This window comes from Cupriavidus sp. 86D6 (assembly GCF_057815095.1).
Genome location: NZ_JBYPSB010000007.1, coordinates 82551 through 104882, shown reverse-complemented (window position 1 = coordinate 104882; position 22332 = coordinate 82551). Strand labels below are relative to the sequence as shown.

Below are 22332 nucleotides of genomic sequence, written 5' to 3'. Positions count from 1 at the left end.
GCGACCCCAGGCAGTTACCGTCCGAGCTTCTCCAGCAACCCCTTCAGCACGGTCTGTTCTGTATCGGACAACCCCGCCGCCATGCGCGCGTCGTGCGCGCATACGGCGGCGGTGGCCTCCTTCAGCGTGTTGCGGCCGGCCTCGGTCAGCACCAGGCCGAACGCGCGCCGGTCGGTGGGCGACGGCAACCGCTTCACCAGTTCCATCGACTCCAGCGTGTCCACCAGCAACACGGCGCCGGAACGCGCAATGCCCAGGATCCGGGCCAGCTCGGTGAGCTTAAGGTCGGGATTGCGCGCGATGATCTGCAGCGCCGAAAAACGCGGTGGCGTGATGTTCCACGCGGCCAGCGATGCCACGAAGTCTTCGTACACGCGAATCTGCGCCCGACGAATCGCGTATCCGATCAGCGAGTCGAGCACGCCATAGTCGACATTTGGCAGGTGCGGTTCAAAGTGGCTGCCGTTGGGGTCGGGCGCGAGCGTGTCGCGCGGTTTGCGGGGTGGCGCCATGCCTAGTTGACCAGGAAATAACGCAGCTCGACGCGATCCGGGTAACGTGCGCCGGCCGCTACGAACAGGTGCTGCATCAGCCAGCGATACTGTGGCGCGGCCGTTTCGAAGCGCGGTGCGGTGCGGAAGTAGATCTCGGACGGGTCCACCTGCTCCCCCCGGTTGAGCCGCGCGATCACGTGGGCACTACCAGTGCGCACGCCGGCATTGACGATGTAGATGCGTGCGGCGTCGTCGGTTTCCAGCACGTATCGCGCTTCGATGTCGGCGGTGGTGACGTCGCTGCCGTCGTCATGACGGATCAGCTGGAAGTCGGCACCGCCGGGCAGGATGCGCCCGTTCAGGCGCGGCCCGCGCACCGTGCCCGACAGGATCGGGATCACGCGCCGCTGGCCCAGCGCCGTGACGCCCACCTCGGTGGGGGCCGCCACCTGCAGGCTGAAGTCGGCAATGGGTTCCAGTGTGGGCAGTGCAATGGCCGGGGAGGCGGAAATCATTTGACGAGCTTCCAGTTGCCGTTGTCGATGGTGAGCAGCACGCGGCCGCGCTGGTCGAATCCGAAGTGGTCCTCGGCGGTGTAGTTCAGCACGCCGTGGGATACCACGATGTCGCGCTCGCTTTCCAGGGCGTCCTTGAGCGCCTTGCGAAACGCCGGCGTGCCGGGCTTGGCCTTCTTCAGCGCGACCGGCACGATGCGCTGCAGAACCAGGCCGGCATCATAGGGATGCGCACCGAACTGCGTGCGGGTGTCGGGGCCATACTGCTTTTCGTAGCGCGTCACGTAATCCATGGCGGGCTTCTTGACGGGGCTGGACGCCGGCAACTGTTCAGCCACGATGACCGGCCCGGCCGGCAGGATCGCGCCGTTCACGGCCTTGCCGCCGATCCGGATCAGGTCGCGCGTGGCCGCACCGTGGGTCTGGTAGATCGGCCCGGTATAGCCGCGCTCGCGCAAGGTGGTGTGCGGCAGCGCGGCGCCGGTGCCGGCCCCGGCAATCAGCACGGCGTCGGCACGGGCGGCAATCAGCTTCAGCGCCTGGGCCGTGACGCTGGTATCGGAACGGGCATAGCGTTCGGTGGCGATCACGCGAATGCCGTTGGCCTGCGCGGCCGAGGTGAACTCCTTGAGCCAGGTCTCGCCGTAGGCATCGGCAAAGCCGATGAATGCGACCGTCTTCACGCCGTTCGCCTTGGCGGCGCCAGCCACCGCATCAGCCATCAGCCGCACCGGCTGTGCCAGCCGATACGTCCATGCACCCCGGCCCGGCTTCAGTTCGATCGGCGAGAACGCCAGTTGCACGGTCTGGCTTTCATCGGCCACTTCGGAGATCGCAATCGAAGGCGCCACGGCGGACGACCCCAGAATGATGTCGACCTTGTCTTCCGTGACAAAGCGACGGGCGATCTTGGTGCCCTGTGTCGGGTCCGATCCGTCGTCCATGACGATGTAGTGGATTGTCTCGCCGGCAATCGACGTTGGCAGGAACGGCATGGTGTTTTTCTGCGGAATGCCGAGCGACGCCGACGGCCCTGTGGACGCGATGCTGACACCAACGGTCACGTCGGCCTGCGCGGCGCCGGCGCCCAGGACGAGGGCAAGGGCGCCCAGCGCAAGGCCGGCGCGAGGCATACGGAACTGGGGCATGGCGGGGTCTCCTGCGGTCTTGTTCTGTTGAAGTCTTAGGGCTTATGGCTTATGGCTTTCGGGCCTGCAGCTGCTGCTGCCCGAAGCCGGCCAGTGTCTTGTAGCGTTGGGAAATGGCTTCGAGTTCGCTGCGCGGTATCACATCGTCGATGCGGGCGAAGCCTTGCGGCGCACGGACTTCGGCCAGCTGCATGACCTGCTCGGGCCCGTTCATGCGGTTGCGCAACACGATGCCGGCCGTGCGCGGCAGCCGCTCGGCCTCGTACTCGCGCAGCGCGTAGTCGAGGTCGGGCTCCGCCAGCAGGCAGTCGGTCAGGTAGCGCGCATCCACAATGGCTTGCGCGCTGCCGTTCGAACCGATCGGATACATCGGGTGCGCCGCGTCGCCCAGCAGCGTGACGCGGCCGAACGTCCAGCGCGGCAAGGGGTCCTTGTCGACCATCGGAAATTCATAGATGGCTTGGGCGCCGTCGATCAGCGCGGGGATGTCGATCCAGTCCCAGCGCCAATGCTCGAACGCCGCCCGGAAGACCGACTTGTCGACCTGGCGGTTCCAGTCGCTGCGCGGTGGGGTGTCCGGATAGTCGTCGGGTACGCGCAGTTCGGCAATCCAGTTGATGCGTGACCGGCCCTGGGCGCGTAGCGGCTCGGAGATCGGATAGGCCACGAACTTCTGGTCCTGATGACCGGCCATGAACATCGAGCGGCCGTCGAGATAGGGCGCGGCGTCGGTGGTGGCACGCCACAGCAGACGGCGCGAGAACCGTGGGGCATCGCCGGTCGCGTAGAAATGGCGGCGCACGGCGGAATGGATGCCGTCGGCGCCTACCAGCACGTCGGCGCTGGCTTCAACCAGGGCATCGTCGCTGCGGCGCCGGAGCGTAAAGCGTGCCGGCTCGCCATTGCCGCCAGGGCTGGTAATCGATTCCAGCGCGTGGCCGGTGTGGACGCGAGCGGCGCCAAGACGGGCCAGCGCGGTCTGGTACAGCAGCATCTGGAACTCGCCGCGATGTACGGAAAACTGCGGCCAGTCGTAGCCAGCGGCGCGCCCGCGCAGCTCATGCCAGATTGGCTGGCCGTGCTTGTTGTAGTAGGACAGTGAAGAGGTCTCGATAGCGATGCGCGCCAGGTCATCCTGCAAGCCCACGGCCGACAGCTCGCGCACCGCATGCGGCAGCAGATTGATGCCGACACCCAGCGGCCGCAGTTGTTCGCTGGCCTCCCAGACTTCGACATCGAGCCCCTGCTGATGACAGAGCAGGGCAAGCGTGAGCCCGCCGATACCACCGCCGGCGATCGCGATCTTCATGTGTTTCCTCCCCGGCGCCGCGGCCGGATTGTTCTACTGTATAACGAGTTCGCGGCGGCCGAATCTAGCGATTTCCCTGAGCTTCACATGGCAAGCAATGCGTCGGCAATGCGTTCGGCAGTGGGGATGGAGTCGGTCAGCCCCAGATGGCCGTGGCCGACGGCAAGCCACAAGCCCCGGTGGCCGGCGGCCTGGCCCACCACTGGCACCGAGTCGGGCATGCAGGGGCGATGCCCCATCCAGGTGGTCACGGGGCAGTCCGCCAGGCCCTGGAAGGTCTGTCGTGCAATCCGTTCGAGGCTGGCGGCACGGCGCGGATCGGGCGGCCGCTTCAAGCCCGCGATCTCGACGGTGCCGCCGACGCGAAGCCCGTCTTCCATTGGCGTGACGAAGATCTTGTGGTCAGTCAGCACAACCGTGCGCGTCACCACGTCGCGCATGCCGGTGAACTGCACGTGGTAGCCGCGCTGACTTTCGAGTTGCAGCCGCACGCCGAGCGGATCGAGCAGGCAACGCGACCAGGCGCCGGCCGCCACCACCACGTGGTCGGCGGCATGCGTGCCGTTGGCCCCATGCAGCGTCCAGCCATCGGCGCCCGAGGTTATCCGCTGGATATCGTCACGCAACAGCTGGCCGCCGCGCGACACGAACGCATCGGCAATCGCACGGGTATAGCGCGCCGGGTTCAGGATCGTGCCGTGATCGGGCAGGTAGATCGCCGCCTGATAGCGCGCCGCGACGCCGGGCTCCAGCGCGTCGATGCCGGCGCGATCGAGGGTCTCGAAGCGGAAGCCGAACCGCTGCCGCAGTTGCCATGCCGCGCCATCGGCCTGCAGCGCCGTGGCGCCGGGATACAGGTGCAAGTGGCCGCGGCGCATGAACAGCTCGGGCACGCCGATGTCGCGTGCCAGCGCCTCGTGCTTGTCCACAGCCCCCGCATGCAGCGCCGCCAGCGCGGCGGCGGCGCGTTCGACCCGCTGCGGGGTGGCAGACAGTACGAAGCGGGTGAGCCATGGCATGGCGGCAGGCAGATAGCTGAGCGGCAGACGCAGCGGGCTGTCCGGATCGGCGAGCATCTTCGGCACCGACGCCAGCACGCCGGGCATGGCCAGCGGCGCGATGGAACTGACGCTGATCGCCCCCGAGTTGCCAAAGCTGCAACCACTGGCCGGCCCCTCCCGGTCAATCAGCGTCACCGTGGCGCCACGCTTGCGCAGCGTCAGCGCGATGCAACTGCCGACGATGCCGGCGCCAATGACCGCGATGCGCGGGGCGGAAGGGGTGGGGGCGGGGGTAGTCATGGCGGACATGGTACGCAAAGGTTGCGGAGGGCGCCGAACCGGTGAAGCCATTGCGGAGCCGCGACCATTGCTCGAGGCACGACGCTTCCGCGCAAATAAGTTGGCCCGCGCGAGGCGGGCCGATCGGACCTAGAGTCATCACCGGCATGGACATCCGGGAGTGGACAGATTAGGGCAGCGGGGCAATTATGCGCCGCTGTCTCATGGATTTCAATCGTTGTCGATGATTCAATGGCTTGTACTGGCTGACGACGAGGTTGACAGTGGAGTGGACTGAACTGGAGAGCATCTTTTCCGCCGCGAGGGTGGGACGGTACAAGGCAAGATGTCATGGCAACGAGAGATTCGCCATGGCCGCCTACCATCTCAATCTGTTGCTGTCTGAGGCACTGACACCATTCCTGAGCACATTCGAGATCGCGCTGCGTAACGCCGTGCACAGGCAGCTTTGCCAGCATCATCGTCGTGATGACTGGTGGGAATGCTGGCGGGAGGATTTGCAGTTTCAACAGCAACTCAAGTACATATCACAGGCGCGTCGCAAATTGACCATCAGGAACGAGGTGCCGACTCCTGACAAGATTGTCGCCGAGCTGACATTTGGGTTCTGGTCGACTTTGTTCAACGCCGAATTCCATGCAAGTCTGTGGCCGCGAATTCGCAAGGCCTTTCCGCACTGTCCGAAAGCGCGACGCAAGCGCGCCACCATCTCGGGGATCGTCAACCGGATACGTCATCTGCGCAATCGCACGTTCCACCACGAACCCCTGCTATGGATCGAAGGCAGCCCGGAGGCAATTCATCAGGACGGGATGGAGCTCCTTCAGTGGATTCATGGCGGCATTGGGTCCTGGGTGGCCATGTTCAATCGGGTTCCACTTGTCTGGTGGCAGTGGAAGGCCTTGCAGGCGGCGCTGTGCGCCGTCCCGGCGCATGCCGGCCTACGCATGGGCGCATCCCGGTGCAATCTGCGCGCCAAATGCGTGAATACGGATGGCACGGAACGTGCTCGACAGGACAGCGGAGAGTAGAAGCGTTCAGCGGCCGCGCGCCGCCCGGAAATTGCTCGCCAATGTGCCCACACATCTGTTTCCGGAGCTCTCCATGCGCCGTCGTTCCTTCCTGCGCGCCACTGGCGCCACCGCCATTTCCTCGCTGTTCGCCGCGCCGGCCATCGTGCGCGCCACCGGGTCGCTGCAGAAGTTCAAGTTCAACCTTGGCTGGAAGGTGGAAGCCTCCGGCGCGGGATTCCTGCTGGCGCTGCAGCGGGGCTACTACAAGGACGCCGGGCTGGATGTCGTGATCGATACCGGCAACGGATCGGCTTCGGCCATCAGCCTGGTGGCCGGCGGTGCCTACGACTGCGCGTCGGCCGACCTGGCGGCGATCATCGAATTCAACGCGGCCAACCCGGCCTCCGCCCTGAAGGCGGTGGCCATCCAGTACGACCTGAACCCGAACGCGGTGATCGTGCGCAAGGGCGGCGGCATCGTTAAGCCGGGCGACTTGGCGGGAAAGTCCATTCTCGGCCAGCCGTTCAATGCGTCGCGCAAGCTGTTTCCGGTGTTCGCCAAGGCGCAGGGCTTCGATCCGTCGACGGTCAAGTGGGAAAGCGTCACCCCGGATATTGGCGACACGCGCTTTGTGAAGGGTGATTTCGACGCCGCCGCCTACTTCTACTTTACGGGCCTGCTCAACCTGAAGGCGCGTGGCATGGGGCCCGAGAAGCTGACGGTGTTCCGCTTTTCGGACTACGGCATGAAATCGTATGGCAACGGTCTGGTGGCCAATCGCAAGAGCATGGCCGAGCAGCCAGAGGCCATGAAGGCATTCGTGAAGGCGTCGACGCGCGGCTGGATCGAAGCCATGGCGGACCCGAAGGCCGGCGCGGCGGCCGTCAAGGCCCGTGAGCCGCTGGCCGACCAGACGCTGGAGTTCGAGCGGCTGAAGCTGATCGTCGAGGGTGCAATGCGGACCCCCGATACGTTGCGCGACGGATGGGGCGCGGCCACGCAGTCGCGGCTGCAGGCCACGGTGGACGAGACCGTGGGTGCGTTCGGCATCAAGCCGGGCATGACCGTCAGCGACATCTGGACCGATCAGTTCCTGCCGTCGGCGGCGGATCGCAAGCTCAAGGCCTGACGCGGAGCGCCCATGTCGATTCCTGTCATCGATCTCTCCGATGCGCTGCGCCCCGGTGGCGCGCGCAGCGCCGAGGTGGCGCAGGCATTCCGTGCCGCAGCCATGTCGTCTGGCTTCTTCTATGTCCGCCATCACGGCGTGGCGACGGAGATGGTCGCCCGGCAATTCTCGCTGGCCCAGGCGCTGCTTGACCTTCCGGTTGCTACACGGCAAGCGTTGGCCATGGCCAATTCGCCCACCATGCGCGGCTTCGAAAACCTCGGCGACCAACGGCTCGATGCCGCAGCCAGGCCCGATCTGAAAGAGAGCTTCTACTGCGGCATGGCCTATCCGGACGATCATCCTTACGTGAAGGCGGGATATCAGACCTACGGCCATAACCAGTGGCCCCGGGAACTGCCGCAGGCGCCGGCGCAATGCCAGGCCTATATCGACGCGATGCTCGTGCTGTCGCGCAGGCTTATGCAACTGATGGCCCTCTCGCTCGATCTGCCGGAACACTATTTCGACCACACCAGCGAAAGTCCGATGGTGACGCTGCGCATGATTCGCTATCCCGCGCATCCCGCCGATGCCGACGCGCGCACCTTTGGCGCGGGGGCGCATACGGATTGGGGCGCCGTAACGATCCTGGCGCAGGACGCGCATGGCGGGCTCGAAGTCCAGATGCCGAATGGCGACTGGGTGCCGGCCACGCCGATGCCCGGCTGCTTTGTCGTCAACCTGGGCGACATGGTGCCTCGCTGGACCAATGGCCGGTACCACTCGAATCCCCACCGCGTGCGTAACGTCCACTCCGGCGGCGCGCCACGCTATTCGATTCCGTTCTTCTACGAGCCTGACTACCTGGCCCGCATCGAGCCGGTGCCTGGCACCCTGCAAGACGGCGAGACGCCGCGCTTTGCACCCTGCACGGCCGGAGAACATCTGACCGAGATGTACCGGAAGACCTATGTACCAGAGGTGCCCGCATGAAGCTGTGGTTCAACCTGCTCTGCCGCGATATCGACGCGCAGTGTGCGTTCTATCGGCAGATGCTCGGCCTACCCGAGGCCGTACAGAGCCGGTCGGCTATCTACCGCGCGCTGGAGACGCCAACTTTTCAGCTGGGGTTCAATGCTGCGGCGGCGTATGAGCTGCTGGGAATGGCGGATCGGCGTCCCACGCCGGGATGTGTCTCCCCGGTCATTGCCTATGCGACCTTCATGGTGGAAACACCGGCACGCGTGGACGATGCCGGCAGGTCCGTTGAAGCCTTGGGCGGCGCCGTGATCAAGCCGGCGTTCGCCACGTACTATGGACAATGGCAAATCGTGCTGCAAGACCCTGAGGGCAATGTGTTTCGGGTGGCTTGTGCGGCGTTGCCAGTGGGGGCGACGCCAGCAAGGCTGTGAGCCGGACACGGCACGGCGTCCCACCGAAATCTTGAAGTTTGGCGATCAGGCCCCAGATGGGGCCTGTTTGCTTTCTCACGCCCTCAAGTTTCCAACAGCCCCCCGCATGTACCAGAAAGGCACTTCCGTCGAAATCCAGTTTCCCCCGCAACGCCTGAACGACGCCGCCGGCGACCCTTATTGGTTGGATTTGTCGATCGATGAGGCGCAGGCGCTGCTCGAACGCCTGCAGGCGCATCTGGCCCAGGCCACCCAAGGCACCGCTGCACCGCTGGTGTTCAGTCTCGTAGGGCCGGCGGCGCCGGAATCCAAGGCAGCCCCGACATCGGACAAGCAGCCGGCGCCGGCCGCAGCGGAGGCCGAGTTCAAGCAATGGGTCTGCATCATCTGCGGCTGGGTCTACGACGAGGCCGCTGGCCTGCCCGAAGACGGCATCGCACCCGGCACGCGCTGGGAAGACATTCCGGACGATTGGCGTTGCCCGGAATGCGATGTCGGCAAGGAAGACTTCGCGATGGTGGAGTTCTGAGCCTTCGCGGCACCCGACCTTTTCTATGGGCGAGGCGCTCGGGCGGCAGCACTAAGCCATTGCGCCATCCCCAAACAACGTCGCCCCCACCCCTGGCAACTCCGCTTCCAGGACGGAGCCGCTGGCCGATTCGGTCATGACGAGGCGGTTCGTGCCGGGCCGGAATGCCACGTTGGTCACCGTGCCGCCCAGCGGGCTGCGCACGAAATGGGTACACCAGCCGTGCGCGTCGATGACAAACGCGCCGCCCAGGCTGGCATGGGCCACGACCAGCCGGCCGTCGGCATCCATCGCCAGGCCGTCTGGGCCGCTGGTGCCGAAGAAGGTCTGGAAGGCGCCGGCCTTCGATACCGATCCGTCGGGCAGCAGCGGCATGCGCCATACCGCGTTGCCGCGCGTGGCGGCCACGAACAGGAAGCGGCCTGACGGATCGATGACGATGCCGTTGGGGCTCGGCACGTTGGACAGCAGCAGGTCGAGCTGGCCGGATGGGCGCAGCCGGTAGACGCGCCCGGACGGGTCGTGCAGGCCGGTCTGGCCCTGATCGGTGAAATATAGGTTGCCCTGCGCATCGAACGTCAGGTCGTTGACCCCCTTGAAGCTTTCCGAATTGCGATGGCCCAGCACCACTTCGACATCGCCCTGGCCCGGGGTCATTCGCAGGATGCCGCGACGATAGTCGGCAATCCACAGACTGCCGTCCCGATGCAGCGCGATGCCGTTCGGCCAGCCGCCGGTATCGCCGACGAGTTGCCATTGCAGGTCCGGTGTGATGCGGAACAGCCGGCCGTGCGGGATATCGGTCAGGTACAGATTGCCGTCGCGGTCGAAGGTCGGGCCTTCCAGGAAGCTGTCGGCGATCTGTCCGGGCTTGTTCGCGTCGGCCCAGGCGCTGCGCTGGGGCAGCCGCAGCGGGTCCGGCATGCGCGTGAGCACGCGCGCTTCAATGATCTGTGGCGGCGTGAAGTTGACGTTCCACATGGCGATGTCAGTCTGCCTTGATGTTGGCGGCCTTGATCACGGCGGCCCAGCGTTTGATCTCGTCGTCGACCAGTTTGGTCGCCTGCGCGGGGGTGCTGCCTTCCGGGTCCAGACCTTGCGATTGCAACTGCTTCCTGACCTGGGGCGTGTTGACGGCGGCCACGATGTCCTTGTTCAGGCGGTCGATCACGGGCTGCGGCGTGCCGGCCGGCGCCGAAAACGCCACCCAGTATTTCATCACCATCTTTGGCATGCCCACTTCAGGCGCGGCCGGCACGTCTGGCAGCACGGGCGAGCGCACATCGTTGGCCAGCATCAGCGCACGCAGCTTGCCGCTCTTGATGTATTGCAGTGCTGTCGGCAGTGATGTGATCAGCGCCTGAATCTGGCCGCCCATCACGTCCTGCAGCGCGGCACCGGCGCCGCGATACGGCACGTGAACCAGGTTGACGCCAGCCACGCTGTTGAACAGCGCGCCGCCCAGATGGGTATTGGTGCCATTGCCGCCCGAACCATAGTAGTACTTGCCCGGGTTGGCCTTGGCCAGTGCGACAAACTCCTGCACGGTCTTGGCGGGCACGTTGGGATTGACCACCAGCACGTGCGGCACCGATGCGACGACGGAGATATGGCGGAAGGCGGTCTTCGGATCGAACGGCAGCAGCTTGGGCTGCAGCGTGGCCGCGATGGCGTAGGACATCTCCGTGGTCAGCAGCGTGTAGCCGTCCGGATTGGCGCGCGCCGCGGTGCTCCAGCCGATCACGCCGCCTCCGCCGGTGCGGTTGTCCACCACGGTGTTGGTGCCGTTGGCGCTCATGCCCGTGGTCACCAGGCGGGTAATCAGGTCGGCCGAGCCGCCCACGGCGTACGGCACGATCACGGTGATCGGCCTGGACGGGAAGGTATCGGCGGCAATGGCGTGGACAGGGGCGATTGCACTGGCGGCGGCCAGCGCAACGGCACCCAGGAAGGCGCGGCGTGTCATGGAGTCTCCTGCAGCATCTAACAGTCTTCGTTCTATTGTTTAGAACGTTGTTCCGTTAATGCTGCGCCGAAAGGCTGGGACTTGTCAAGCTGCGTGTCCGATGCCGCGATCTGCGGAGCGGGAGGGACAGCGCGGCGGCGATCCCGGCGGGCGGGGCGTCAGTCCGCATTGATATGGGCGGCCTCGGCGATCGTCTTCGGTCGCGGAATCCCGGCGCCGATGCTACCGATCCTGCGGCGCGACGCCGCGGATGGCGGCCGCGAACGTTTCATGTGTGGCGGCGTCCACCGGGCGGTGCTTGATGGTGGCGGACGGCGGGTATTTGCCCACGGTGTTGCCATTCTTCCAGTCGCGCGACGGGCGGATGGGTCGCGCCGTAAAGCCGCCGCCGCAGTTAGGGCAGACGTTGTCGAGCACGTTGTCCACGCAATCGGCGCAGAACGTGCATTCGAAACTGCAGATGCGGGCCAGCGTGGAGGCCGGCGGCAGGGCAGTGTTGCAGTGTTCGCACGTGGGGCGCAGTTCCAGCATGGGTGTCTCCTTTCCTACTCGTGTCGGTGTTGGTGTTCGTGTCGGTGTTCGTGCCATCATAGCCGCCTCCCGTCACTCGGCTGTCACCCGATCCAGCCATGACCACGCAGGACAACGCCTTCAAGGTACATTCCCGATGACCGTGCATTCGCCCGCGCCGACGGCGCGGCTGCAGCTGCGGGCCTGGTGCGAGGCAGACCGTGCGCCGTTTCGCGCCATGAATGCCGATCCACGCGTCATGGCATGCTTTCCATCCACGTTGACCGATGTGCAGAGCGATGCGCTGTTCGACCGCATCGTGGCCCATCACGCGCAGCATGGCTTCGGCCTGTGGGCGGTGGTGCGGAAGGAAGCGTCGGGGGCCGCCACGTTCATCGGCTTTACGGGACTCAGCATCCCGGCATGGCAGACACCCTTCGGCCCCTGCGTGGAGATCGGCTGGCGTCTGAGCCATGACAATTGGGGGCAAGGCTATGCCCAGGAAGCGGCCCGGGCATCGCTGGCCTATGGATTCGATGTCCTGCATCTCGACGAGATCGTATCGTTCACGGCGGCGATCAACCGGCGGTCCGAACGCGTGATGCAGCGGCTGGGCATGCACCATGACGCCGCCGGCGATTTCGATCATCCCGCGCTGCCGCCCGGCCATCGGCTGGAACGGCATGTGCTCTACCGGCTGACGCGCGCAGCCTGGGCCATGCAGCCGTGATGCCGTTCGGCGGCGTGGTCAAGCCAGAAAAAACGCCCCGGGGCATTTCTGCCACGGGGCGTTTCGTTGGGTGCTTCTCCGTCGTGCGCCTGCCGGGCAGCCCGCATGACGGTGGGTCGGATCAGGCTTAGCCCTTGACCGCTTCCAGTGCTGCGTTCAGCGTCTTGCTCGGGCGCATGATGGCTTCGAGCTTGGCTTCGTCCGGCTTGTAGTAGCCGCCGATATCCACCGGCTTGCCCTGTACGTCGCCCAGTTCGCCGATGATGGTCTTCTCGTTTTCCGTCAGCGTCTTGGCCAGCGGCGCGAACGTCTTCGCCAGGTCGGCGTCTTCCGTTTGCGCGGCCAGTTCCTGGGCCCAGTACATGGCCAGGTAGAACTGGCTGCCGCGGTTGTCGAGCTGGCCGGTCTTCGGCGACGGGCTCTTGGCGTTGTCCAGCAGCTTGCCGGTTGCGGCGTCCAGCGTCTTGGCCAGCAGCTTGGCGCGGTTGTTGCCCGACTTGATGCCGAGCTCTTCCAGCGATACGGCCAGGGCCAGGAATTCGCCGAGCGAATCCCAGCGCAGATGGTTTTCTTCCACCAGCTGCTGCACGTGCTTCGGTGCCGAACCGCCCGCGCCCGTTTCGTACATGCCGCCACCGGCCATCAGCGGCACGATCGACAGCATCTTGGCGCTGGTGCCCAGTTCCATGATCGGGAACAGGTCGGTCAGGTAGTCGCGCAGGATGTTGCCGGTCACCGAGATGGTGTCCAGGCCGCGGATCACGCGTTCCAGCGTGTAACGCATGGCACGCACCTGCGACATGATCTGGATGTCCAGGCCCTTGGTGTCGTAATCCTTCAGGTAGGTTTCCACCTTCTTGATCAGCTCGGCCTCGTGCGGACGGTACGGGTCCAGCCAGAACACGGCCGGCATGCCCGAGTTGCGGGCGCGCGTGACGGCCAGCTTCACCCAGTCGCGGATCGGCGCGTCCTTGACCTGGCACATGCGCCAGATGTCGCCCTGCTCGACCTGCTGCGTCAGCGCCGTGAGCACTTCGCCGGTGGCGTTGTCGACGATGCGGGCTTCGCCGTCTTCGGGAATCTCGAACGTCTTGTCGTGCGAACCGTACTCTTCAGCCTTCTGCGCCATCAGGCCGACGTTCGGCACCGTACCCATGGTCACCGGGTCGAATGCGCCGTTGGTCTTGCAGAAGTTGATGATTTCCTGATAGATGCGGGCGAACGTCGATTCCGGGATCAGGCACTTGGTGTCCTTGGTGCGGCCGTCGGCGCCCCACATCTTGCCGCCGATACGGATCATGGCGGGCATCGACGCGTCGACGATCACGTCGTTCGGCGCGTGCAGGTTCGAGATGCCCTTGGCCGAATCCACCATCGCCAGCTCCGGACGATGTTCGTGGCAGGCGTGCATGTCGCGGATGACTTCTTCCTTCTTCGACTCGGGCAGCGCCTCGATCTTGGTGTACAGGTCCACCAGGCCGTTGTTGACGTTCACGCCCAGTTCGTCGAACAGTTTCTGGTGCTTGGCGAAGGCGTCCTTGTAGAAGACCTTGACGGCGTGGCCGAACACGATCGGGTGCGACACCTTCATCATGGTGGCCTTGACGTGCAGGCTCAGCATGACGCCGGTCTTGCGCGCGTCTTCCATCTGGTCTTCGTAGAAGGCCAGCAGGGCCTTCTTGCTCATGAACATGCTGTCGACGACCTCGCCGTCCTGCAGCGCGACCTTCGGCTTCAGGACCACGGTCTTGCCGCTCTTGGTCACCAGTTCCATGCGGACTTCACGCGCGCGGTCGAGCGTGATCGACTTTTCGCCGTGGTAGAAGTCGCCATGCTTCATGTGGGCCACGTGCGTGCGCGAAGCCATGCTCCACTCGCCCATGCTGTGCGGGTGCTTGCGGGCGTAATTCTTGACGGCGGCCGGGGCGCGGCGATCGGAATTGCCTTCGCGCAGAACCGGGTTCACGGCGCTGCCCAGGCACTTCGAGTAGCGTTTCTGGATGGCCTTCTCTTCGTCGGTCTTCGGATCTTCCGGGAAGTCGGGAATCTTGTAACCCTTGGACTGCAGTTCCTTGATCGCGCTGACCAGCTGGAACACCGACGCACTGATGTTCGGCAGCTTGATGATGTTGGTGTCCGGGTCCTGCGTCAGACGGCCCAGCTCGGCCAGGTTGTCCGGCACGCGCTGTTCCTCGGTCAGGTATTCGGGGAATTCGCCCAGGATACGGCCAGCCACCGAGATGTCGCTGGTTACCACGTTGACGCCGGCCGGGCCGGTGAACGTGCGAATGATAGGCAGGAAGGCACTGGTCGCCAGCAGCGGAGCTTCGTCGGTTAGGGTGTAGATGATGGTGGGCTGCTGGTTACTCATCGCTTATCTCGCATCAAATTCGGGTTGGGAAATGCCACGCCCGGGTCGCGGTGCGGGGCAAGATTCGAATTTTGCCTGATTTTGCATGGCGGAGGTACGCTCCTTCATGTGAAATTTGTGTGCTGTATGCAGCGGCATTCATCGCCGATTTGCGCATCTGGCCGGCTTCGGCGCGCATTGGCACGCAAGTTCATCAATTTAGGTCGGAATCAGGAACCTGCAAAATTCCTGATTCTTATGTCTTATAGAAGAGTTCGAGTAAGGTGCTCGGGTATTTCGGAGGGTCGTGTGATCCTTTGTCAACTTTCGCGCGTGGCGATCACGTGCGAAAGGTTTCGCCATCGGTTGCCACCGGCGTTGCCTCGCCGCCGCGCTCGAAGTCGGCGATGATCTGCGCGCCGAACAGCAGCAGCGTGGCGGCGATCTCCAGGCTCAGCAGCACCACGATGGCCGTGGTCAACGACCCATAGACCTTGCCGACCTGGGAAAGTGTCGAAAAGTACCAGACCAGCACATGGCGCGAGATTTCCCAGAGGACGGCGGCAAAGACCGCGCCGACCAGCGCATGCCGCACCGATAGCCGACCGACCGGCATCACCAGGTAGATCGACGTCAGCAGCAGGATCTCGCCCACGAAGCCCAGCCCATATAGCAGCCAGCCGGACAGGCGGCCCAGCGACCAGTCGTGGCCCAGCACCTCCAGATGCCGTTCCCCGATGGTCTGCAGGCCCCCCGCCACCACGGTCACGATCAGCAGCCCCACGCTGAGCACGAGGATGTAGCAGTAGGGCAGGATCGCGGACACCAGGAAATGGCGCCGCCGGATGGCCACGCGATGGATGAAGATCACCGACATCGCGTTTTCCAGCACCGTGAACGCCAGCGAACTGAAGAAAACCATCGTGATCGCCAGCACCCACCCGATAACGCCGCGATTGTTAAGAAACCGGGCCAGTTCCGTGACCAGCGCGTGCGATTGCCCGGGCAACAGCCATTCGAGATAGCGTTCCACGGTTTCCAGCAGTTCGACAGGGTCAACCAGCTGCGACAGCCCGATAAGCATCAGGATCAGCAGCGGCACGATGGACAGCAGCGCGTAGTAAGCCACGGCGCCAGCCAGCAACAGGCCCTGGTTGGCGCGAAAGTGGACCAGCGCATCGAGCAGGAAACGCCAGGGCTGCCGAAGCACCAGGCGGATGCGGGCGTCGAGGAGTTGCATGGCGGCACACCGGGACGGGGTGCCCTCAATGTGGCCGAGGGCGGCGCGCAAGGCAAGGGGATGTTGTCTGACACGGCGCCACCAGGAGAGGCGGCGCCCGTTCAGCGGCGTCCGTACGGAAACCGGGTTTGCGCCGCCATCGTCGACAGGTGATCGCGCAGGTGAGCCAGTTCGGCCGAAAGCTGCAGCGTCAGAAAAGCATGGGAGCTGTGTCCGATCGAAGGATCGTCGGGGTGCGGCGACGGCAGCGAGGCGTGCTGGTGCACCATCGTCTCGTCCGCAGCTTCCAGCGCGGCCGCCATCTCCAGCAGCAGGTCGCGGATATTGCGCTCGCCGCTGGTTTCTTCGGTGGCGTCGGGATCGATGGCGGCCAGCATCTCCAGGGCGCTGATGCAGACCCGGGCGCTGTGCTGAACCTCTTCCAGGTCGGCCGTCGGCACCCGGGTTTCCTTCGACACCGATGGAATCAGGCTGCGCATCTGCACCAGGAGGCCAGACAGCTTCATCATGTCCTGCTGCCGTTCCTTCTCGTCGCGCTCGCCGCGCTCGATCTTGGCATGCACGGCGGCGCAGGCGCGCAGCAGGCTGGCCAGCTTGAATCGCCAGGAATATGACGCATACGCCGGAAATGCGAACGAGAAGACCAGTGCGATGGCGGTGCCGATCAGGACATCCACGGTGCGCCACAGCGCGTCATAGACATCCTGGTTGCCGTGGCCTGCCGTGATGACCACCGTCACCGCCGTCAGCAGGGCGATGTATCCACCCTTGCCTACGGCGTGGTAGGCGCAGTAGCCGCAGATGACGGCCATCAGGCCCCAGGTCAGTGTCGGGATGCCGAAGTAGGTTTCCTGGATGATCAGGAATAGCCCGATCAATGCGCCGATCAGGGTACCGGCGCCGCGCTCGGCGGCCCGGCGGCGGATATTGCCGTGGTGCTGCAGCCCGCCGATGACCACCAGCACGGTAATGGTGGCCCATTCGCCGTGGGGGATGTTGATGCCGGTGGTGAGCGCAATCGATACCAGCAGGGCCAGCGCCACACGCGTGGCGTGGAAGATGCGGGCCTGCCGGAATCGTCGGTCGGGGTCTAGCAGCGCGCTGGTTGTTTTTCGCAGTGCCTCGAACATGGCGGCGATCACCGTGCGGAGATCTGAACGCTTCGAGTGTATAGAGCGAGGCCCATGTTCCGCAATGTTTACATTCTGCGGGTGGGCGGGCCGGGCCAGACCCGGCGTTGTGCGTTCGAGATCCACGGCGGTGTCGGCCAGCCGCGGCAATCATGACGGATCTTTGGCGCGGGTACGCGACACCGCCATCATGATGCCGATGCCGAGCACGATCACGCAGGCGATGCCGATATAGACATGCGCGACGCCGGCCACGGATAGCCCCCAGGCGATGCCGCCCACGAGCACCACGAGACCGATTACATAGAGCAGGAATGACATGGCTGTACCTCCGGAGATTCTTTTGGTTACCGGACGTCACGCCGCTGCGCCGGGCAGGCAACAGCGGGTGGCTCAATGTCAATGTAGGGAGGATGCCTGTCGTTTGCGATCAGGCAATGGCCGAGCCTGACGTAGGCAGGCTCTGACGCGCCGACGGCGCGAGGTGGCGCTTCAGCCTGCCGCCAGGCTCACGCCGCTGGCGGCCGCCTGTGCCTTGCCATCGCGGCCGTACATCTCGTTCGGTCCCATGCCGCCCTGGCGCAGCACCTGGATGGCTTCCTGCGTGAATTCCAAATGGGCGTTGACGATGGCGCCATTCAGCTCGTTGGCGTCGTTGGCCTTGTGGGCGAAGAACACCACCTTGCGCCATGCCTCGGTGACGGCCGGTTCGACTTCGCGCCCCACCAGCAGGCCGCCGTCGCCGACACGCAGGCCAAGCGCGATCATCTGCGCCTCGCGGGAGGCCGAGGCGCGGGTCAGCGCCTGAGCCAGTTCCACCTTCTTGTTGAGCAGTTCGCTCAGTGCCTGGAAATCCTGCCGCTTGATGGCGTCGCGCTCTTCAGATAGGGCGCGCCCGAAAGCGGCGATGGCGTTGGCTTCAACCGAAAGGGACTGGATCAGTGCAGCTTGGCTCATGTCAGGTTCAGGATTGGCTACCGCCCTGGCTCAGCTCATGCAAAGAGGCGAGCAGGCCATCGGCGATCTTGCTTGGATCGATCTTGATCCGGCCTTCCGCAATGGCCTGACGGACTTCCGCAACCTTGGCAGCGTCGATGTCGCTATCGCTGTCCTGCATCAGGCGCGCACCGATGTCGCGCACCTGTGCGGCCAGGGGGCTGACGCGCACGCCGGTCAGGGCGGAGGGGTCCGTAGACGTGGCACCGTTGGCGCCCGCACGGGCGTTGCCTTCGGTAGCCGCAGTGTCGGCGGGCCGGGACGGAGTGGAGTTGTTGATCTTCACGGTGAAATCCTTGCTGGGTTCCTCTGAGTTATCGACCTGGCCACCGGAAACTTTAGGCTGTCTGCCGGCGGATTCGCCGGTTTTCGGGTCGACCTCGGAGCAGGTGGCCCGCATTCTCGCACGGTCCGCCTGCGCCAGTGGATACGGCTGTCTGCTTCCTGCTGTTTCGGGGATCCCAGCCCGTGTGATGACTAACTTCCCGTTACTGCGAAAACCTAGAAAAAGTGACGTATGTGATGCTTTATGGCCTACTGCTGCAGCACGACCGTGTCGCCGCTGCGGACCACGCCGCTGACCACCTGGCCGTTGCGCAGACGCACCTGCACCGGGTTTCCCGTGGCGGCGTCGGTCAGCACCTTGCCTTCGCTCGACAGCTGGAACGAATCGCCCATCACGGTCACGTTGACGGTCTGTCCGGACTTCACGGCGATCGGCTTCCGAATCAGGTCGGTGCGCATCGGCGAGCCGGCAGCGATGCGGTTGGCCACGACCGACCCTTCCAGTTGCGACGCATCCGTCACCACCGCACGCGGCAGTGCGCCCAGGTCGCCCTGACGCAATTCAAGGTCCGCCACGGTCACGGTTTCGCCCGGGCCCATGGCGCGCGCGGCCACGTAGTAGTCAGTCAGCACTGACACACGGGCCTGCATATAGCGCGTCCATGGGCGTTCGCCGCCGCAGCGCAGCCCCACGTTGACGCGCCCATACGGCGCGGCACCGGCGGGGAGGAACGGTTCGGGGTCCACGCATTCGGGCGCGCGGCCGCCCGAGGGCGGCACCACCTGCACGCTGACCTTGCCCGGCAGCCCGGCGGACTGGCGCAGCAGGAACTGTTCGACGGCAACCCGGGCCGGGTCGTCGTTGGCAAAAGGATTGCGGGCGGCCTGCGCCTGGGCGGCGCCCGGCGGCGCGACCGGCGTGGCCTGTGCGGCGGCCAGTACCGGGCCCGCCAGCGCAATGCTGGCCAGTGCCATCAGCGTGACGGCCTGTCGATGGAAATTCATAGGGCATCCCAGCAAGGATGTAGACGGCAGCGGTGGCCGGGGCGTCGTATACCCGTCAGGCGTGCGATGCCGTCGCACAACAGTTGAACATCTGTAAACGTCGCGCGCCGCCTGCCCACCGTGAATGAAAGCCTCGCCGCGCGCTGACCGGGGCGCCTTGCGTGGCGCCGCCTGGCACCGCGATGCGGCGTCCGGCCATGCCAGTCAGTGGGACCCATTGTAGGCAGCCTCGCGCGGGAAGCCGAACCGGAAATGCACAGGTTTCTCGGCCCTATTCAGACGATTGGCGTGACAACCCGGCCCCTAAGATGGCAACCCTGAAGAAGCCCGGCCGGCGGTAACCAGCAGGTATACCCAGGTCTACGGCAGCTCTCTCCCCGAAATGAAGCCATTGCAGGAAAGGCAGACATCATGGACAGACTCGATGCGGCGTTCCGCTTCCAGCAGGAAGCACTGAGCCTGCGGACCCAGCGGCAAGGGGTCATTGCCTCCAACATCGCCCATGCGGATACGCCGGGCTACAAGGCGCGCGATTTCGACTTCGCCAGCACGCTGGCCCAGTCGGTGGAGCGCGGCAACCAGCAGCGCGACGGCGTGTCGCTGTCGACTACGTCCGCGCGTCATCTGCCCGCCCAGGCGCCGGCCATGAGCACGAGCGACCGCGACCTGCAGTACCGCATTCCGCTGCAGTCGAGCATCGACGGCAACACCGTGGAAATGGATACCGAGCGCGTGGCGTTTGCCGACAACACGGTGCACTACGAAGCGGGCCTCACCGTGATGAGCTCGAAGATCAAGACGATGCTGTCCGCGATCCAGCAGTAAGGAAGGAGACACCATGGCTTCCATGAACATTTTCGACGTGGCCGGCTCGGCCATGGCCGCGCAGTCGCAGCGCATGAACGTGACGGCGTCGAACCTGGCCAACGCCGACAGCGCCGTGGCGCCGAACGGCCAGCCGTACCGCGCCAAGCAGGTCATCTTCGAGATGGCGCCCACGCCCGGGCAGTCCGACGTGGGCGGGGTGCAGGTGGCCGGCGTGATGGAGGATTCCGCGCCCGCGCGGATGATCCACAACCCCACGCATCCGCTGGCTGACGCCAACGGCTACGTGACGATGCCCAACGTGAACCCGGTGGAAGAGATGGTCAACATGATCTCGGCGTCGCGTTCTTACCAGGCCAACGTGGAGGTGCTCAACACCGCCAAGAACATGATGCTCAAGACGCTGACCATCGGTCAGTAACGGCAGCAAGTCCCGATCGAAATCTCTTCCGGAATAAACCGCACAACCATGGCAACTTCCACCGTAGGCAACAGCACCTCCAACTCGGGCGTGAACCAGGCCCTGCAAAGCGGCAGCGCCAGCGCCGCCGACCTGCAAAGCAACTTCCTGAAGATGCTGGTCACGCAGATGAACAACCAGGATCCGCTCAATCCGATGGACAACGCGCAGCTGACGTCGCAACTGGCGCAGATCAGCACCGTGAGCGGCCTGCAGACCATGAACGAAACCATGACGCAGCTGCTGACGCAGACCGCCGCCAGCCGCGCCATGGATTCCGCCAGCCTGATCGGCAAGACCGTGATGGTGCCGGGCTCCACCGTGAGCGTGGCCGACGGCGCCGTCGGCAAGATCGGCGTGGACATTCCGTCGACGGCCGATGCCGTCACCGTGCAGGTGCTGGACAAGAACGGCAACGTGGTGCGCAACATCGACATGAAGGGCCAGACCGCCGGCGTGCACGACATCGCCTGGGACGGCAAGAACGACCAGGGCAACGCCGTGGAAAACGGCGACTACACCTTCAAGGTGGCCGCCACCGCCAACGGCAAGGACGTGGCGCCGGTCGCGCTGGTCTACGGCAAGGTGCAGGCCATCAGCGGCGACAGCTCGGGCGTGCTGGTGGAACTGGGCGACGGCAAGAAGGCCAACGTCGACGACGTGCGCCGCATTTCCTGATAACGATTCACCCGGTCCGGGCATACGCGCGGGCATTTCACGAACGACAGCCTACTTAGGGGAAACATCATGGGTTTTGGTCAAGGGGTAAGCGGCCTCAACGCCGCGGCGTCCAACCTGGACGTGATCGGTAACAACATCGCCAACGCGAACACCGTTGGTTTCAAGCAATCGACGGCACAGTTCGCGGACGTGTATGCAGGCTCGAAGATCGGCCTGGGCACGCGCGTGAACGCCGTCGTGCAGTCGTTCACCAACGGCAACATCTCGACGTCGGGCCGCAACCTCGACGTGGCCATCAGCAACGGCAACGGCTTCTTCCGCCTGACGAACACCGACGGCTCGGTGTTCTACTCGCGTAACGGCCAGCTGAACCGCCTGGACGACGGCCGCCTGGTGAACGCCACGGGCCTGCAGGTGACGGGCTACCCGGCAGGCACCACCGCCGGCGGCGTGGCACCGCAACCGATCGTCATCAGCAACGCGCAGATGAACCCGCAGCCGACGACCAAGATCCAGGCCCAGTTCCAGCTCGATTCGCGCAGCACGCTGCCGACCAACCCGGCGTTTACGTCGAGCGCGGGCAACCCGCCGACCTCGTCGATGTTCAACTACAGCACGTCGATCACGGTGTACGACTCGCTGGGCAACAAGCAGCAGCTGACCGCGTACTTCGCCAAGACGAACACCACGCCGGCCGCCCCGAACACCCAGGGCACGATCTGGAACATGTACCTGACGTTGCCGGACGGCACGCCCGTGGGCAACCCCACGCCGGCCGCGCCCGCGGCCATTCCGGTCGAATTCGACAACAGCGGCAAGATGGTCACGCCGGCCGCGCTGGCTACCGTTACCCTGCCGCCCAAGAACGGCGCTGCCGCGATGTCGGCCACGCTGGACCTGACCGGCTCGACGCAGTTCGGTTCGGACAACGACCCGAAGAAGATCGTGCAGGACGGTTATGCGTCCGGCGCGCTGCTGGGCTTCTCGGTGCAGGAAGACGGCACGATCCTGGGCTCGTACTCGAACGAGAAGACCCAGTCGCTGGGCCAGATCGCCATGGCATCGTTCGGCAACGTCGAAGGCCTGAAGCCGGAAGGCGACAACGTGTGGTCGGCCACCGGCGCGTCGGGCCAGGAACTGCTGGGGACGGCAGGCGGCGCGATGGGTACGCTGAAGTCGAACGCCGTGGAAGAGTCGAACGTCGACCTGTCCGGCCAGCTGGTGAACCTGATCGTGGCCCAGCGCAACTACCAGGCCAACGCACAGACCATCAAGGCACAGGACACCGTCCTGCAGACCCTGGTGAACATCTGATCGACGCC

At 65.0% G+C, this 22332-nt stretch carries 25 protein-coding genes; 10 read left to right on the top strand and 15 right to left on the bottom strand.

The annotated features are described in order from the left end of the window. Positions 1-14: 14 nt before the first annotated feature. The 5 genes from AC3G88_RS18185 to AC3G88_RS18165 form a co-directional block, all read right to left on the bottom strand. Positions 15-512: a MarR family winged helix-turn-helix transcriptional regulator gene (locus tag AC3G88_RS18185; protein ID WP_488772284.1), complete on the bottom strand. Its 498-nt coding sequence runs from the start codon at positions 510-512 to the stop codon at positions 15-17. Between the two features lie 2 nt (positions 513-514). Next, positions 515-1009: a DUF3237 domain-containing protein gene (locus AC3G88_RS18180; protein WP_488893755.1), complete on the bottom strand. Its 495-nt coding sequence runs from the start codon at positions 1007-1009 to the stop codon at positions 515-517. Next, positions 1006-2157 (bottom strand): ABC transporter substrate-binding protein, encoded by a 1152-nt coding sequence (locus tag AC3G88_RS18175; protein ID WP_488772282.1) that lies wholly within the window; start codon positions 2155-2157, stop codon positions 1006-1008. Before AC3G88_RS18175 ends, AC3G88_RS18180 begins: the two co-directional genes overlap by 4 nt. A gap of 49 nt (positions 2158-2206) precedes the next feature. Beyond that, a complete protein-coding gene (locus AC3G88_RS18170; RefSeq protein WP_488893754.1) occupies positions 2207-3466 on the bottom strand; it encodes a flavin-dependent oxidoreductase in 1260 nt (419 codons plus the stop codon). Between the two features lie 83 nt (positions 3467-3549). Next, the gene (locus AC3G88_RS18165) at positions 3550-4767 is read right to left on the bottom strand and encodes an NAD(P)/FAD-dependent oxidoreductase (RefSeq protein ID WP_488772280.1); all 1218 of its coding nucleotides are present in this window, start codon (positions 4765-4767) and stop codon (positions 3550-3552) included. Positions 4768-5117: 350 nt separating this feature from the next. On the opposite strand from AC3G88_RS18165, the gene AC3G88_RS18160 reads away from it, so the two are divergent. From AC3G88_RS18160 to AC3G88_RS18140, 5 genes are all read left to right on the top strand, one after another. Beyond that, on the top strand, positions 5118-5798 hold the full coding sequence (locus AC3G88_RS18160) for a hypothetical protein (RefSeq protein WP_488772279.1): 681 nt from the start codon (positions 5118-5120) through the stop codon (positions 5796-5798). Between the two features lie 73 nt (positions 5799-5871). Next, positions 5872-6909 carry an ABC transporter substrate-binding protein gene (locus tag AC3G88_RS18155; protein WP_488772278.1) on the top strand — a complete coding sequence of 346 codons (1038 nt, stop codon included), beginning with the start codon at positions 5872-5874 and terminating at the stop codon, positions 6907-6909. A gap of 12 nt (positions 6910-6921) precedes the next feature. After that, complete coding sequence (locus AC3G88_RS18150; RefSeq protein WP_488772277.1) at positions 6922-7884, top strand: isopenicillin N synthase family dioxygenase; 963 nt, start codon at positions 6922-6924, stop codon at positions 7882-7884. Next, entirely contained in the window at positions 7881-8303 is a 423-nt protein-coding gene (locus tag AC3G88_RS18145; protein ID WP_488772276.1) for a VOC family protein, read from the top strand. The genes AC3G88_RS18150 and AC3G88_RS18145 overlap by 4 nt, the downstream gene beginning before the upstream one ends. 106 nt (positions 8304-8409) lie before the next feature. Beyond that, a complete protein-coding gene (locus AC3G88_RS18140; protein ID WP_488772384.1) occupies positions 8410-8832 on the top strand; it encodes a rubredoxin in 423 nt (140 codons plus the stop codon). A gap of 51 nt (positions 8833-8883) precedes the next feature. Here AC3G88_RS18140 and AC3G88_RS18135 read toward each other — a convergent pair whose 3' ends face one another. The 3 genes from AC3G88_RS18135 to AC3G88_RS18125 form a co-directional block, all read right to left on the bottom strand. Beyond that, entirely contained in the window at positions 8884-9813 is a 930-nt protein-coding gene (locus tag AC3G88_RS18135) for an SMP-30/gluconolactonase/LRE family protein (RefSeq protein WP_488772275.1), read from the bottom strand. Between the two features lie 7 nt (positions 9814-9820). Next, positions 9821-10798, bottom strand: coding sequence for a Bug family tripartite tricarboxylate transporter substrate binding protein (locus AC3G88_RS18130; RefSeq protein WP_488772274.1), 978 nt, complete (start codon positions 10796-10798; stop codon positions 9821-9823). Positions 10799-11020: 222 nt separating this feature from the next. Next, positions 11021-11329 carry a DUF1272 domain-containing protein gene (locus tag AC3G88_RS18125; RefSeq protein WP_488772273.1) on the bottom strand — a complete coding sequence of 103 codons (309 nt, stop codon included), beginning with the start codon at positions 11327-11329 and terminating at the stop codon, positions 11021-11023. 136 nt (positions 11330-11465) lie between these two features. Here AC3G88_RS18125 and AC3G88_RS18120 point away from each other — a divergent pair, with 136 nt between their 5' ends. Further along, positions 11466-12038 (top strand): GNAT family N-acetyltransferase, encoded by a 573-nt coding sequence (locus tag AC3G88_RS18120; RefSeq protein ID WP_488772272.1) that lies wholly within the window; start codon positions 11466-11468, stop codon positions 12036-12038. A gap of 127 nt (positions 12039-12165) precedes the next feature. Here the strand turns inward: AC3G88_RS18120 and AC3G88_RS18115 are convergent, their stop codons facing one another. From AC3G88_RS18115 to flgA, 7 genes are all read right to left on the bottom strand, one after another. Beyond that, positions 12166-14409: an NADP-dependent isocitrate dehydrogenase gene (locus tag AC3G88_RS18115; RefSeq protein WP_400396250.1), complete on the bottom strand. Its 2244-nt coding sequence runs from the start codon at positions 14407-14409 to the stop codon at positions 12166-12168. 319 nt (positions 14410-14728) lie between these two features. Beyond that, positions 14729-15628, bottom strand: coding sequence for a YihY/virulence factor BrkB family protein (locus AC3G88_RS18110; RefSeq protein WP_488772271.1), 900 nt, complete (start codon positions 15626-15628; stop codon positions 14729-14731). A gap of 101 nt (positions 15629-15729) precedes the next feature. Next, on the bottom strand, positions 15730-16758 hold the full coding sequence (locus tag AC3G88_RS18105) for an FUSC family protein (RefSeq protein ID WP_488772270.1): 1029 nt from the start codon (positions 16756-16758) through the stop codon (positions 15730-15732). 150 nt (positions 16759-16908) lie between these two features. Further along, entirely contained in the window at positions 16909-17079 is a 171-nt protein-coding gene (locus AC3G88_RS18100) for a hypothetical protein (protein WP_175459908.1), read from the bottom strand. Between the two features lie 171 nt (positions 17080-17250). Then, a complete protein-coding gene (locus AC3G88_RS18095) occupies positions 17251-17715 on the bottom strand; it encodes a flagellar protein FlgN (protein ID WP_488772269.1) in 465 nt (154 codons plus the stop codon). 7 nt (positions 17716-17722) lie between these two features. Beyond that, entirely contained in the window at positions 17723-18040 is a 318-nt protein-coding gene (gene flgM, locus AC3G88_RS18090) for a flagellar biosynthesis anti-sigma factor FlgM (protein WP_180862899.1), read from the bottom strand. A 248-nt stretch (positions 18041-18288) separates the two neighbouring features. Further along, complete coding sequence (flgA, locus tag AC3G88_RS18085) at positions 18289-19044, bottom strand: flagellar basal body P-ring formation chaperone FlgA (RefSeq protein WP_488893753.1); 756 nt, start codon at positions 19042-19044, stop codon at positions 18289-18291. A gap of 408 nt (positions 19045-19452) precedes the next feature. Here flgA and flgB point away from each other — a divergent pair, with 408 nt between their 5' ends. The 4 genes from flgB (at position 19453) to flgE (ending at position 22324) form a co-directional block, all read left to right on the top strand. Then, a complete protein-coding gene (gene flgB / locus AC3G88_RS18080; RefSeq protein WP_066742590.1) occupies positions 19453-19869 on the top strand; it encodes a flagellar basal body rod protein FlgB in 417 nt (138 codons plus the stop codon). A gap of 13 nt (positions 19870-19882) precedes the next feature. Beyond that, positions 19883-20290 (top strand): flagellar basal body rod protein FlgC, encoded by a 408-nt coding sequence (gene flgC / locus AC3G88_RS18075; RefSeq protein ID WP_092598962.1) that lies wholly within the window; start codon positions 19883-19885, stop codon positions 20288-20290. A gap of 48 nt (positions 20291-20338) precedes the next feature. Continuing rightward, positions 20339-21007 carry a flagellar hook assembly protein FlgD gene (locus tag AC3G88_RS18070; protein ID WP_153950100.1) on the top strand — a complete coding sequence of 223 codons (669 nt, stop codon included), beginning with the start codon at positions 20339-20341 and terminating at the stop codon, positions 21005-21007. A 69-nt stretch (positions 21008-21076) separates the two neighbouring features. Beyond that, complete coding sequence (gene flgE, locus AC3G88_RS18065; RefSeq protein WP_487522453.1) at positions 21077-22324, top strand: flagellar hook protein FlgE; 1248 nt, start codon at positions 21077-21079, stop codon at positions 22322-22324. Positions 22325-22332 lie beyond the last annotated feature (8 nt).

Excerpts from the sequence above, each read along its gene's own strand:
- AC3G88_RS18095 (WP_488772269.1), bottom strand. The coding sequence starts at position 17,715 with ATGAGCCAAGCTGCACTGATCCAGTCCCTTTCGGTTGAAGCCAACGCC.
- AC3G88_RS18145 (WP_488772276.1), top strand. The coding sequence starts at position 7,881 with ATGAAGCTGTGGTTCAACCTGCTCTGCCGCGATATCGACGCGCAGTGT.
- AC3G88_RS18160 (WP_488772279.1), top strand. The coding sequence starts at position 5,118 with ATGGCCGCCTACCATCTCAATCTGTTGCTGTCTGAGGCACTGACACCA.
- AC3G88_RS18175 (WP_488772282.1), bottom strand. The coding sequence starts at position 2,157 with ATGCCCCAGTTCCGTATGCCTCGCGCCGGCCTTGCGCTGGGCGCCCTT.
- AC3G88_RS18115 (WP_400396250.1), bottom strand. The coding sequence starts at position 14,409 with ATGAGTAACCAGCAGCCCACCATCATCTACACCCTAACCGACGAAGCT.
- AC3G88_RS18130 (WP_488772274.1), bottom strand. The coding sequence starts at position 10,798 with ATGACACGCCGCGCCTTCCTGGGTGCCGTTGCGCTGGCCGCCGCCAGT.
- flgE (WP_487522453.1), top strand. The coding sequence starts at position 21,077 with ATGGGTTTTGGTCAAGGGGTAAGCGGCCTCAACGCCGCGGCGTCCAAC.
- AC3G88_RS18110 (WP_488772271.1), bottom strand. The coding sequence starts at position 15,628 with ATGCAACTCCTCGACGCCCGCATCCGCCTGGTGCTTCGGCAGCCCTGG.
- AC3G88_RS18105 (WP_488772270.1), bottom strand. The coding sequence starts at position 16,758 with ATGTTCGAGGCACTGCGAAAAACAACCAGCGCGCTGCTAGACCCCGAC.
- AC3G88_RS18070 (WP_153950100.1), top strand. The coding sequence starts at position 20,339 with ATGGCAACTTCCACCGTAGGCAACAGCACCTCCAACTCGGGCGTGAAC.
- AC3G88_RS18170 (WP_488893754.1), bottom strand. The coding sequence starts at position 3,466 with ATGAAGATCGCGATCGCCGGCGGTGGTATCGGCGGGCTCACGCTTGCC.
- AC3G88_RS18100 (WP_175459908.1), bottom strand. The coding sequence starts at position 17,079 with ATGTCATTCCTGCTCTATGTAATCGGTCTCGTGGTGCTCGTGGGCGGC.
- AC3G88_RS18180 (WP_488893755.1), bottom strand. The coding sequence starts at position 1,009 with ATGATTTCCGCCTCCCCGGCCATTGCACTGCCCACACTGGAACCCATT.
- AC3G88_RS18140 (WP_488772384.1), top strand. The coding sequence starts at position 8,410 with ATGTACCAGAAAGGCACTTCCGTCGAAATCCAGTTTCCCCCGCAACGC.
- AC3G88_RS18125 (WP_488772273.1), bottom strand. The coding sequence starts at position 11,329 with ATGCTGGAACTGCGCCCCACGTGCGAACACTGCAACACTGCCCTGCCG.
- flgA (WP_488893753.1), bottom strand. The coding sequence starts at position 19,044 with ATGAATTTCCATCGACAGGCCGTCACGCTGATGGCACTGGCCAGCATT.
- AC3G88_RS18135 (WP_488772275.1), bottom strand. The coding sequence starts at position 9,813 with ATGTGGAACGTCAACTTCACGCCGCCACAGATCATTGAAGCGCGCGTG.
- AC3G88_RS18150 (WP_488772277.1), top strand. The coding sequence starts at position 6,922 with ATGTCGATTCCTGTCATCGATCTCTCCGATGCGCTGCGCCCCGGTGGC.
- AC3G88_RS18120 (WP_488772272.1), top strand. The coding sequence starts at position 11,466 with ATGACCGTGCATTCGCCCGCGCCGACGGCGCGGCTGCAGCTGCGGGCC.
- flgC (WP_092598962.1), top strand. The coding sequence starts at position 19,883 with ATGGCTTCCATGAACATTTTCGACGTGGCCGGCTCGGCCATGGCCGCG.
- AC3G88_RS18155 (WP_488772278.1), top strand. The coding sequence starts at position 5,872 with ATGCGCCGTCGTTCCTTCCTGCGCGCCACTGGCGCCACCGCCATTTCC.
- AC3G88_RS18165 (WP_488772280.1), bottom strand. The coding sequence starts at position 4,767 with ATGACTACCCCCGCCCCCACCCCTTCCGCCCCGCGCATCGCGGTCATT.
- AC3G88_RS18185 (WP_488772284.1), bottom strand. The coding sequence starts at position 512 with ATGGCGCCACCCCGCAAACCGCGCGACACGCTCGCGCCCGACCCCAAC.